9 protein-coding genes are annotated in these 11,869 nt (G+C 43.8%); all 9 read left to right on the forward strand.

The genetic code is table 11. The annotated features are described in order from the left end of the window. Positions 1-74 precede the first annotated feature (74 nt). A complete protein-coding gene (locus I2D69_RS03680) occupies positions 75-2,459 on the forward strand; it encodes an FtsX-like permease family protein (RefSeq protein WP_195379419.1) in 2,385 nt (794 codons plus the stop codon). Positions 2,460-2,541: 82 nt separating this feature from the next. Next, entirely contained in the window at positions 2,542-3,312 is a 771-nt protein-coding gene (locus I2D69_RS03685; RefSeq protein WP_195379420.1) for a response regulator, read from the forward strand. Between the two features lie 164 nt (positions 3,313-3,476). After that, positions 3,477-4,154 carry a response regulator transcription factor gene (locus I2D69_RS03690; RefSeq protein ID WP_004611621.1) on the forward strand — a complete coding sequence of 226 codons (678 nt, stop codon included), beginning with the start codon at positions 3,477-3,479 and terminating at the stop codon, positions 4,152-4,154. A 5-nt stretch (positions 4,155-4,159) separates the two neighbouring features. Continuing rightward, positions 4,160-5,242, forward strand: coding sequence for a HAMP domain-containing sensor histidine kinase (locus I2D69_RS03695; RefSeq protein ID WP_004611622.1), 1,083 nt, complete (start codon positions 4,160-4,162; stop codon positions 5,240-5,242). Between the two features lie 68 nt (positions 5,243-5,310). Beyond that, positions 5,311-5,985 carry an ABC transporter ATP-binding protein gene (locus I2D69_RS03700; RefSeq protein WP_004611623.1) on the forward strand — a complete coding sequence of 225 codons (675 nt, stop codon included), beginning with the start codon at positions 5,311-5,313 and terminating at the stop codon, positions 5,983-5,985. Further along, a complete protein-coding gene (locus I2D69_RS03705; RefSeq protein WP_195379421.1) occupies positions 5,982-8,474 on the forward strand; it encodes an ABC transporter permease in 2,493 nt (830 codons plus the stop codon). Before I2D69_RS03700 ends, I2D69_RS03705 begins: the two co-directional genes overlap by 4 nt. 616 nt (positions 8,475-9,090) lie before the next feature. After that, complete coding sequence (locus tag I2D69_RS03710; protein WP_004840986.1) at positions 9,091-9,516, forward strand: sigma-70 family RNA polymerase sigma factor; 426 nt, start codon at positions 9,091-9,093, stop codon at positions 9,514-9,516. A gap of 492 nt (positions 9,517-10,008) precedes the next feature. After that, positions 10,009-10,173, forward strand: a complete 165-nt coding sequence (locus tag I2D69_RS03720) for a hypothetical protein (protein WP_195379422.1) — start codon at positions 10,009-10,011, stop codon at positions 10,171-10,173. 134 nt (positions 10,174-10,307) lie between these two features. Next, positions 10,308-11,813, forward strand: a complete 1,506-nt coding sequence (locus I2D69_RS03725) for a recombinase family protein (protein WP_271742580.1) — start codon at positions 10,308-10,310, stop codon at positions 11,811-11,813. Positions 11,814-11,869: the final 56 nt, after the last annotated feature.

The following is an 11,869-nucleotide window of genomic DNA, read 5'->3' on the forward strand; positions in this document are numbered from 1 at the left end:
GAAGCGGCGGCTTCCGATGTGAAGCCGCCGCTTTGCTGACAGCAGAAATATAAGACTTAAAGGAGATGATCAAAATGACAGTACCATTTGAAAATGATACAGGAAATATTGTCAGGAAACTGGCAAGAAAAAGTTTGAAAAGCGAAAAACGCCGGAATTTGATGGTGGTGATCGCCGTTGCGCTGGCATCCTGTCTGATCTGTTTTTCGATTGTGATGGCTTTGTCTACCCGGCAGATAGAGAAAAATCATGTGGAGGATACTTATGAGGCGGTCTATACCAGGATTACTGAGGAAGATGTGTCCACCCTGAAGGGGCTGGATGACTTCTCAAGGGTAGGAGAGTATTATATGCTGGCTGTGGAACCTGCGGAGCAGGGATACAATGCCTCCTATATCTATTGTGATGAGGAAACGATGTATATTGCCCGTGACCAGATGAAGCTGCTGGAAGGCCGACTGCCCCAAAAGGAGGATGAGGTGGTGGTGAGCCGTTATTTCCTTTCCAACTATGCTGCAGACGCCGGGATTGGCGAAAAGGTTATGCTAAGCAGCGAGAGCTTTCACGGAGAATACACGGTGACTGGCATTATGGAAGGCTATAAGGAAAAAGAGGTAAATGGATCTTCCATCCTTCTTTCCAAAGAAGCCCTGAAAGGATGGAGCGGCTATGACCCCGCTGATTATCGAGCCTATGTGCATTTTAAGAATGAGCAGCAAATGGATGAAACAGAGCTGACTGCCCGCAGCAGGGAGATTGCCAAGGAATATCAGCTGGAAATGCCGATCATGAACCTCAGCTATATGAAGTTCTATAAGCAGCCTGTGAATGTCAGTATGCTGGCGCTGGTTGCCGGAATTGCAGTTCTGGTCATCATCGGAGGGTATGTTGTGATACAAAGTATCTTCCGAATTTCTATCAATGATAAAATCCAAAGCTATGGACAACTGCGGACCATCGGCACAACGCCAAAACAGATCCGCCGTATTGTCAAAAAAGAAGGCCGTTTCTTAGGATGGGCTGGCATTGGTATCGGTATTTTGCTGGGATGTGCAGCCGGGTTTGCACTGTTTCCCCGTGGGTTTAATCTGCTATTTTATGCAGCCGCGATTGTTTTGACTGCACTGCTTGGCTGGTTTATGGTATCCATTGCGATCCGCAGACCGGTAAAGATTGCCGCCAGTATCTCCCCGATTGAAGCAGTCCGCTTTACCGGCAATCAGAGCGGAAAGGCCCACACACATAAGAAGAATATGCGGTTAAATCCCCTCTCCATGGGAATTGCAAATTTCAGGCGTGACCGCAAAAAGACGATCAGTATCGTGGCTTCCCTGAGTCTGGGCGGGGTGATCCTTTTGGTGACAGCTTCTATTCTTTTGGTTCGTTCGCCGGAGCGGATCGCAAGACAGTATTTCCCGGATGGGGATTATAAAATCTATATCCATTCTGAAAAAACAGAATATGAGGTGATGTCAAAAGGAAATCCTTTGAATGAAGCGCTTCGGCAGGAGGTGCTGGCCGTGGATGGCGTAACAGATGTGATAGAAAATCGTCAGGCGGTTCATGTGCGGTTTGAAAATGAGGAAAGTTCTTCCGGCGGAATGTGTGATCTGTTGAGTGACCGAAACAGGGATCAAATGGAAGCGGCGCTTGTGTCCGGAACTTTACCTCAAGATTCCCATAGTATTGCACTTGATATGGATTATGCAGAAGATATGATCGGTGTAGATGTGGGGTCAGTTATCAAACTTACCATAGGGGATCAAGAGATTCCTGTCACTGTTTCCGGTCTGCTCATAAACGATGGGCTTAAAAATGGTCATGGTCCTCTGGCATTGGACAGCACCTGCATTGTTGCAACCAAAGAGCTATTTCAGGAAGCAATGCCTATGATCGATTGTTTTGATTATTCCTGGAGCATTGTCAGCGATCCCCAAAAGGCGGAGCAGATTGAAAACAGTCTGAGTGCGATCATTTCTTCCAATCCGGATCTTGACTTGGATACCATTGGGATACATAAGGATTATGAGGAAATGGAAAACAGGGTCGTTTTTGGAGGTTTTCAGGCGCTGTCCTGGCTGGTGTTCCTCTTTGGCGTGGTCAATCTCATCAACACCACCCTCTCCAATCAGATGTCCAGAAAGAGGGAAAACAGCGTCTTTCGCGCCATCGGTCTGACCAGAAAGCAGCTTTGTCAAATGACCATTTATGAAGGGATCTGCTATGCGTTTTTTGCTGCGTTGGCAACCCTGGCAGTCGGCCTCCCGATTGCAGTGATCGCTGCCCGGAAATTCAGTGAAATGACTTTCTTTGGAGCGATCATGCCATATTCCTTCCCCTTCCTGCAAATGGGTCTGTTCGTGCTGGTGCTGTTTGGTCTGGAGGTTATCCTGTCCTTCTGGACAATGCGCAGACAGAAAAATCAATCGCTGGTGGAAGAAATGCGGGCGATGGAATAACCTTTTGAAAGTGGCGGGGCGGCAGTGCGCTGCCCCGCTTTTTCTATTATCATTTTATTTCTAATTAAAATCAGGAGTGGATATGAAAAAGATATTGTTGATTGATGATAGTGATACCTATATATGGAATCTGAGAAAGTATTTACAGCGCCGGGGCTACCCAGTAAAAACGGCTTCTACACTGGAAGAAGCGAGGGCCGTCATCCAAGAGGAAATGCCGCTGGTGGTCTGCTGTGATCTCGACCTGCCGGATGGTTCTGGCATGGACTTTCTGGACGAGGTGCGGGCCGCAGACAAGGAGCTGCCTTTTGTTCTGGCGTCCTGCCATGACAAGGACGACTACGAACAGGAGGCTATGCGCCGGGGCGCGACGCTGTGCATGGACAAAATGAAAGGGCTGCTGCTGCAAGATAAGCTGGTGGAATACGCTTACCGGCAGTTATCCGGCGAAAAGGCCCCGACTTTTCACAAGCTGCTCTTTGTCTATGCAGAAGATACCAGCGCCGAAGTGCTGCGGGCTGCTATGCTACAAAAGGGCTTTGACCTGATTCTGGTTTCCTCGATTTGGGAAGCCAAGCGCCGGATTTTTGAGGATAAGGAAATAGAACTGATCTTGTGCGATCTGGAACTGCCGGACGGCACAGCAATGGAGCTGTTTCATACGCTACGGCGGGTGGCGGGGATGTTCCAAATGAAGAATCCCCCTGTCCGGCTTCTGCCGTTCTTTATCCTCACCGAGAACAACGACCCTGCCACGGAATATGAATACCGGCATGAGGGCGTGAACGACTATATCACCGCCCCGGTCAATATCCCGGAGCTGATCCGGCGGGTTTTGTTCTTTGTGGAATGAAGCTTTTTTATTCGGCGGCTTTGTTAAGCAAGGCCGCCATTTTTAATTCATTTATCTTCAATGTTTGTTCTGAATATCGTATAATGTAGGGGAACGGCTGTGGTTTCATAGAAAGTTGAGGAATTTTTGAGATTTACCATATATCATATAAAGAACGGAGGTGCATGATTTTGAATCCTAAATTACTGATCGTTGATGATGAACGCGGTATTGTTGATATGATACAGAGTTATTTTCAAACACAATATGATATTCTGACTGCTTATAGCGGACAAGAAGCGCTCAAAAAAGTAGCTTGCAAACCAGACTTAATTTTATTGGACATCAATATGCCGGGAATGGATGGTCTGACTGTATGCCAGCAGATACGGGAACACATAGCCTGTCCCATTCTTTTTTTAACCGCTCGTATTGAATCCAGCGATAAAATCATTGGATTTCAGGCCGGGGCGGATGATTATATCGTCAAGCCCTTTGATTTGGATGAATTGGGGGCGCGTATTGCCGCACATCTGCGCCGGGAGCAGCGACGCCAAAATAATTCGGCAGTACGCTTCTTTGGTGAATTGATACTGGATTATTCCGCCCGAACAGTTACAATCAATAATCTGAACATCCCGCTATCTAAGAGGGAGTTTGAGATTGTAGAACTTTTATCCCTCAATGCAGGACAGGTTTTTGACCGCGAGCGAATTTATGAGCTTGTGTGGGGCTTGGATGGGGACGGAAACAGCGATACAATTATGGAGCATATTCGGAAAATACGCGCTAAATTTGCAGCACATACATTGCACAATTACATTGAAACGGTTTGGGGGTGTGGTTATCGGTGGAACGCCTAAAAAATATGGGACTAAAGAAATCTTTCCTGCTATTATCCCTCTCCTGTTTGGCAGTGGCATTTCTCCTGCTTGGGACAGTTATCTTCCTTTGCCGAGGCATTGAAAACCATTATCCTTTAGGCGGTGTAGAAATTTTGTCGGATGGCTCTGTTGTACCTTTGCCATCTCCTACGGTGTCACAACAGCGTATTTTGGCTACCCTAAACATTGTGCAGACGGTTTCCTGTATTCTTTTTCCAGTAGGCGGATTGATTGTTTCAGTCTTTCTTTTTTATTATCTCAAATTGAAACAGCCTATTTCCTGCCTGCAAAATGGCATTATGCGGATTCAGAATAATGATCTGGATTTTTCGCTGCCGATTTTGTCTAACGATGAAATGGGACAACTATGTGCTGCCTTTGAAGAAATGCGGAGTGAACTTCTGAAATCGAATCGGCTATTGTGGCAACAGGCCGAGGAACGCAAACGGCTCAATGCCGCATTTTCCCATGATCTGCGTAACCCGATTACGGTATTAAAAGGAAGTGTAAAACTTTTGCGGCAAGGTATTCAGGACGAACAGACCATAGACCGGCTGGAAAGTTACACTTTACGGATTGAGCAGTATGTAGAAGCTATGAGCAGTGTTCAAAAGTTGGAACAACTCTCTGTTAAGCCAAAAGAAATCAGACTATCCGTTTTGCAGAGTGAATTGCAGGAAACAGCACGACTGTTGGCGCTATCCAAAAAAGTTTCTGTTTTAGTCCCATCAGGCGGAACTGTTTGTATAGATCACGGGCTATTTCTTACCGTAGCGGAAAATCTGATTGGAAATGCGGCGCGATTTGCAGAAAAAGCAATCTCTATTCAAATAACGCTGCAAAATGATTCTATGACCTTGAATGTAGAAGATGATGGTGCTGGTTATCCGCTGTCTCTCGTACAGAATGGGCCAACCCCCTTTGAAACGACAAGTAGTAATTCCTCACATTTTGGAATGGGGCTTTACAGCAGCAGAATTTTATGTGAAAAACATGGTGGCCGATTGATTTTGGAAAATCGAGCCGGGGGCGGTGCATCCGCAATGGCTATTTTTCATTTTGTGTAATCCTTGAGCGATTTTTGAGATTTATCATTTACACTCTCCTTATACCACAAATAAGGAGAGTGTTTTTTATGAATATTGAGGCAAAGAATTTATCAAAGATTTATGGTGACGGTGAAAACCGAGTGGTGGCTTTGGATCGTGCAAATCTCGAAATTGTATCCAGCGATTTTATTTCCATTATGGGGCCATCGGGAAGCGGAAAAAGTACCCTGCTGCATTTGCTTTCCGGCTTGGATAAGCCATCTTCCGGCTCGCTGACCTACGATGGTAAAGATATTTACAGTTACAGCGATAAGGAATTGTCGGCATTCCGCCGTAAACGGATTGGATTTATTTTTCAGCAATTTAATCTGCTTCCAGTTCTGACGGCGAAAGAAAATATTATCATGCCTCTTTTGCTGGATAAACAAAAACCGGATGAAGCATACCTGAAACAGATTACAGAACTACTTGGCATTCAGGGCCGCTTGGAACATCTGCCCCATGAGTTATCCGGCGGCCAGCAGCAGCGTGTAGCCATCGCCCGCGCTTTGATTGCAAAGCCGGATGTAATTTTTGCGGATGAGCCTACGGGAAATCTGGACAGCAAAAGCGGCGGCGAAGTCATGGAACTGCTTCAAAATGTATGGAAAAAGATGGGGAAAGCTCTCGTTGTCATTACCCATGACAGCCGTATTGCACGAATGGCAGACCGGCAGTTTCAGATTGTAGATGGTGTGCTTACGGAGGTGACAGCGAAATGAAATCTTATCGTACATTAGCATTGAAAGAACTGCTGTCCCAAAAAGTCACTTCTATTCTTATTTTGATTGCCGTTGTGCTGTCTACTATGATGACAACCATTGTAGGACAATCCATTGGCGTACTTAGTGCAATGCGGGAACAGCAAGCCATCGCTATCGGAGGAAACCGATATGCCACTTTTTTGCAGATGAATGCAGAGCAGCTTCACGCACTGGAACAGGATGAGCGCCTTTCCTATGTAGGGAAATCTATTTATATGGGAAGTTTAGAACTCTCCCCATCTCTTACCCTTGGTTTGATGGAATATTGGGATGATACTGCCGCTATCTATCCATCCAGTACCAGTGTAGAAGAAGGTCGTCTGCCGGAAGCCCCGATGGAAATAGCTCTTTCGGAAGATATTCTGAAATATCTTGGCTTTGAGGGCGGTATTGGAGATAAGATTACACTTTCACTGCAAAAAAATCTTCGCCACAACATTGCGGACAGCTATTCCTATACAGCAGAATTTGTTCTTACAGGGATATTGAAAAATAACTACTTGGGATATACAAGCGGCACTGTTACGGGAGTTGTAGGGGAAGGAACTGCTGAACAACTTTTAACGGAATCTTATATTTATTACAATGTGGATATTCGGACTGCCGATAAAAAGAATTTTCAAGCAGTTGTCGATGACATCAATAAGGAATTTAATATCCATGAGCTTGATACCAGCTATAATATTGTATATTTGAACGCCTTGGGAATTTCCTATACTGCAAATTCCGAGGGTGCTAATGATAAGGGATTCTCTTTTATGACAGTCGCAGGGATATTAGTGGGTACTTTGATTTTGCTGGCTGCTGGTCTTGTGATTTACAACATTCTGAAAATATCTGTATCAAAACGGATAAAGGGATATGGAACACTTCGGGCTATTGGAGGCGAAAAAGGACAGCTTTATCAGATCATTGTAATTGAAGTAATCCTATTGTGCCTGATGGGGATTCCTATTGGTATGCTTCTTGGTTTCCTGAGTGCCAGAGGAATTTTAGAGGCAGCTACCGGCCTGGTTTCCCCTGAATTGTTCTTGGTTCAGGATGCTTCTGAATTGAAAACTCTAATAGCAGAGAACAGTTCTTTGAATGGAACCTTACTGGTTTTAAGCGGAGCAATCACTTTGGCGTTTGCGTTGTTTGCAGCATTACCAGCAGCCAGATCAGCCGCAAGGGTATCTCCCATTATGGCGATGTCTGGAACAAATCTAAAAATTCGGCGCAGAAAGCGTAAAACAAAGAAAATCCATAATTTTGAAGCATATTATGCCCGCCTGAACTTAAAGAGAAATAAAGGCCGTACTGCAATTACAATTTTGTCCCTTGTTATGAGTATCACGGTTTTTATTGCCCTGCAAGGGTTTTCCTCTCTCCTGAACGCTGCAAGCGCCCTGCAAGATAATCATGTAGGAGATTATCAGATCACAAATGAAAGTATTGGATTTACCACAGATGATCTGAACACTTTGCGGAAAAATGAAGCTGTGCAAAGTGTAGCCGCCATACAATTTTCGCTTTACGAACAAAATGAAAATGGGCTGCTCGATGAAATCAGTCTTGAATTTCAACTGAAACCCGGCGAAACTTTTCAGGTTGTCGGATTGAACGATGAATATTGGGATTATTTTATGGGGGATCAATTACCAGAAGAACAGCTTGGACAACTGAAATCAGGGAACGCCTGTATAGTAAGGAATCCTATTCCCATGAGCTACGGCGAAGATGTTCTTGAATTTACAAATATAGAGGCCGGAGAAAGCATCTGTGTTGCGGGAATGGAGCTGAATGTTTTGAAAACCTTGGATGGCTATGACGGTTATCTTGGTATTGGAAATGGCGGTTTCACAAATGGTGTTCAAGTGATCGTTGATGATGCTATCTATGAACGCCTGACGGGAAAAGATACCTATTCAGAGTTTTTGCCTACACTGAACGAGGGTGCTGACAGGGAAAACTTTGATACATTTATCGAGGCGTTTTGTAACAGAATACCGGGGACAACATTCTTGTCATATGAAGAAACCGACCAGCAACTAAAAGAGAGCTTTGCACAAATTCAAATGCTGGCATGGGGGCTGATTCTTTTCGTTGGCCTGATTGGTATTCTTAATATCATCAATACCGTTTACACAAATATTCACACCAGAGTAACAGAAATCGGTATGCAACGGGCCATTGGAATGAGCGCCGGTAGCCTCTATAAAACTTTTCTTTGGGAAGGTGCATATTACGGGATTATTGCCTCTGTGATTGGAAGCGTGCTGGGATATGTTTGTACGATTTTCATTGAGGCGGCCACGAGCGACACCCTCCAGCTTGTTGCAATTCCTGTCATACCCATTCTTGAAGCAACCCTCTTGGCAGTAGGAGCCTGCTTGATGGCGACAGCAATTCCGCTGCGGAAAATTTCAAAAATGAGTATTGTAGATTCCATTGAAACGGTTGAATAGATTTTTTGATTGGATGTTGGTTCTTGAATAGCTTTTCTCTGACTGAAACGAGATAAAACTTGAATTGCTACAAAAATGAAGCAATTCAGCCTGTTTTCTTGCTGAAAAAGAAAGCGATTAGGAGATTTCTGCAACATTTGGTTTTTATCATAGAATTAAAAGTAAGATAGAAAATGTGATTAAATCTGCCGAACGACGGCAAAAGAAAAAAAGCCGTCGTACAGCAGACATATTTCTATGCACCTATGAAGTGGCGGCTTTGAGAAATCAGAGCCGCCGTTTCTTTTTGTTTTTCCAACGATGCTCATGCGATTAAGAGGGCGGTACACAGGAGGATACCGCCATGGCAATTATCATCATTCATAGCACCCATGAGCTTCATCAATTAAAAAAAGTCTTGTTCCTCCTCCGGGGAGGTATGACTATCAATCAGTATTATCATTCCATCTAAATCAGCAAAATAGTAGGTATTTTTGTTGCGCCAGTTTCCAATTGTGGGGAGCTGGCGCTTTTTGGTATCGGTTTTTCGGGAAAGCCCCCGAAGTATGTCGCTGCCGATCACCACCTCCATTCGATTCACTCGCTAATCGCCCATGAATCGAAATGGAGGTACATAATGAAGAAAGTCAATCTTAGGGAGTTGTATCCTGATATATACAAAACGGATGTTTTTATAGAAGTAAGCAGTGAAGTACAAGAAGTATTCCTGACAGATAAGCGAGCAGAAGCTGCACGCCAGCGCCAGATGTATAACTACAAAGCGTACTATTCTCTGGACTGTGATAATGGTATAGAGAAACAGGTAGTGTATCAGCCGCCGACGCCAGAAATGCTCATGGAGGAAAAGCAGCTTCGAGAACAGCTCTATTCTGCGGTGATGGCCTTACCGGAGAAGCAGGCAAAGAGGATTTATGCTCGGTTTTATCTGGGTATGACAGTTAAAGAAATTGCCAAGACAGAAGGCGTTGATCTCAGTAGAGTGTATGACAGCATCCAACGCGGTTTGAAATGGCTGGCTAAAAATTTGAAAAAGTTTGATTAGCATAGCGAAAATCTTGCTCTTTTTTTCATTACTATTAGAAGGACAAGTTTTCCCCCTTCAACAGCACTTTGACAATTTCATAGACAGCATAACAGGTACATAACCCGTGTATGAGCGAGTGTGGGACGCCGCGAAGATGGAGCAGCCAGGGAGGTGATGAACAGAGCTGTTTCGGAGCAATCTACGATTCCACAAAGCGGATGGTGGCAGATCCGCCGCGAGGACTGCACGGGGGCTTAAAGATACTTCCTCACGGCCTCCTAAAGACTTGGGGGGAACCCTGCGGCGCACGAGTAAAACGACGCTGCGGAGTTATGACAACCGCGCCAGCGGAGACCTGTTATGTTCCCATCGTCAGGGTTGCGTGGCAAATGTGACGAGTAAAATAAGTAATAAGTAAATTAGTCAACAGCCATATTGGGAGAGAGCGTGTATAGATAGCACCTCATCAATAACCAGTATGGCTGTTTTTTGGATATATATGGAGGATATATGATTATGACAGCTGTAAGTGAGAAAGATGCTGTTATCTGTATCCATGACGATTATTGTATTGATATTGAAGCAGCAGAAATCTCACAAATTTTATTGAAGATAGGTGAGCTTATTTCTAATTCCTATCGCAGTACGAAGGCAGAGAAATTAAGTGAATCTTAAAGCATAGCAAGCTTCTTTCTCATAAGCAAGGATGTGGAAACATTAATCCGTATCTTTGCGAAAAGGAAAAGTGTTGAGTAAAATGGTAACAGAATAACCCGCGGGAAGGAGGTGTGATAATGGAACGGTATTTGATGTATTTGAGGAAATCCAGAATGGATACAGATTTTGACGAAATTTCTGTTGAAGAAACTTTGAACAGACATCGACGCATTTTAGAGTCTTTTTGTAAGGAAAGACGATTAAATGTTGTTGATGTCTTGGAAGAAGTAGTTTCGGGAGAATCCTTGTCGTCCAGACCTAAGATGCTTCGTTTGCTGGAACTGGTCAATACTGGAATGTATGCAGGAGTTATTTGTATTGATATTGAGCGTCTTTCCAGAGGGTCATCCTTGGAATCCGGTTATATCATGCAGGTACTTCAAACGAATAATTGTAAAATTATCACACCGTCCAAGATCTATGATCTTCAGAATGAATCGGATGAACAGTTTACTGATATGAAGTTTATGTTCAGCCGGTACGAATTGAAAACCATCACAAAGCGCTTGGTTCGCGGAAGAAATCAATCAGCTTCTGAGGGCAAATTTCTTGGTTCAGTAGCTCCGTATGGATACCGTGCCTATAAACTGGTTGGTATGAAAGGGAATAGCCTGCGAATTGAACCGAAAGAAGCAAAAGTGGTGCGGATGATTTTTGATATGTATGGGAAACAAGGAATTGGCTACAATACGATTGCCCATGAACTGAATCAAATGAACATTCCATCTCTAACTGGTACATGGGGGCAAACATCCATCACAAATATCTTAAATAATGAAGTTTATTTGGGAATGATCCGCTGGAAACATGAACCTACAAAGCGAGTAGTTAAAGACGGGATGCTTACTAAGAAAAGAGTTACCAGTAAAGACTATGAGTTGTATGAAGGATTACATGAGCCAATTATAGATCAGGAACAGTGGGATCGAGTAAAAGCAGTTCAGAGCAGTCGTAATCACGCATCAGTTCATAAGGATAAAAAACTTATGAATCCATTTGCAACAATTCTTTTTTGTGAAAAGTGTGGAGCAGTAATGAAGCGGAATGTTCCGGCGAAGACCCAAAACACTTCTCCATGGTACAGATGTCCAACTCGTGGATGTAATTGTCGGACTATAAAATGTGATTTTCTTGAAGCAGAAGTGGTGAAAGCCATGTCTCAATGGTGGGGTGAGTACACTATTAAAATAAAGGAAGATAAGGTAGCACAAACGGACTCTACGGAGACGGCATTGAGTATTGTAAGAGAGCAACTTACAGAGCTTCAGTTACAGCAGGATAAGATATGTGAATATCTGGAGAAGGGTATTTATACAATAGAAATGTTTACAAAGCGAAATGATACCTTAACCAGAGAAATACATAAAGTTCAGGCAGCTGAAAATGAGTTGCTGAAAAAACAGGGGGCTCAAAAAGATATTCATGATGTAGAGAAAGAAATAATTCCGACAACACAGCACATTCTCGACAGCTATCCACAGCTTTCTGTTGAAGAAAAGAATCGTTTATGGAAGATTGTTATGGAACGGATCACTGCTTACCGTACACCAGGTGGAGAAGTTAGCATTCACATCTATCCTAAACTTCCTATGCGATAAGTTTATATTGAACCGAGTGCAACAGCATCTCGACCAACGCCTCCTTTTGTGGTATA

The sequence above is a fragment of the Ruminococcus sp. D54t1_190329_F1 genome (assembly GCF_015551645.1).
Classification (GTDB): Bacteria; Bacillota; Clostridia; order Lachnospirales; family Lachnospiraceae; genus Blautia_A; species Blautia_A faecis.

What these genes read in the sequence shown, in the direction of transcription:
- I2D69_RS03680 (WP_195379419.1), top strand. Translation starts at nt 75, where the DNA reads ATGACAGTACCATTTGAAAATGATACAGGAAATATTGTCAGGAAACTG.
- I2D69_RS03685 (WP_195379420.1), top strand. Translation starts at nt 2,542, where the DNA reads ATGAAAAAGATATTGTTGATTGATGATAGTGATACCTATATATGGAAT.
- I2D69_RS03690 (WP_004611621.1), top strand. Translation starts at nt 3,477, where the DNA reads ATGATTTTGAATCCTAAATTACTGATCGTTGATGATGAACGCGGTATT.
- I2D69_RS03695 (WP_004611622.1), top strand. Translation starts at nt 4,160, where the DNA reads ATGGGACTAAAGAAATCTTTCCTGCTATTATCCCTCTCCTGTTTGGCA.
- I2D69_RS03700 (WP_004611623.1), top strand. Translation starts at nt 5,311, where the DNA reads ATGAATATTGAGGCAAAGAATTTATCAAAGATTTATGGTGACGGTGAA.
- I2D69_RS03705 (WP_195379421.1), top strand. Translation starts at nt 5,982, where the DNA reads ATGAAATCTTATCGTACATTAGCATTGAAAGAACTGCTGTCCCAAAAA.
- I2D69_RS03710 (WP_004840986.1), top strand. Translation starts at nt 9,091, where the DNA reads ATGAAGAAAGTCAATCTTAGGGAGTTGTATCCTGATATATACAAAACG.
- I2D69_RS03720 (WP_195379422.1), top strand. Translation starts at nt 10,009, where the DNA reads ATGATTATGACAGCTGTAAGTGAGAAAGATGCTGTTATCTGTATCCAT.
- I2D69_RS03725 (WP_271742580.1), top strand. Translation starts at nt 10,308, where the DNA reads ATGTATTTGAGGAAATCCAGAATGGATACAGATTTTGACGAAATTTCT.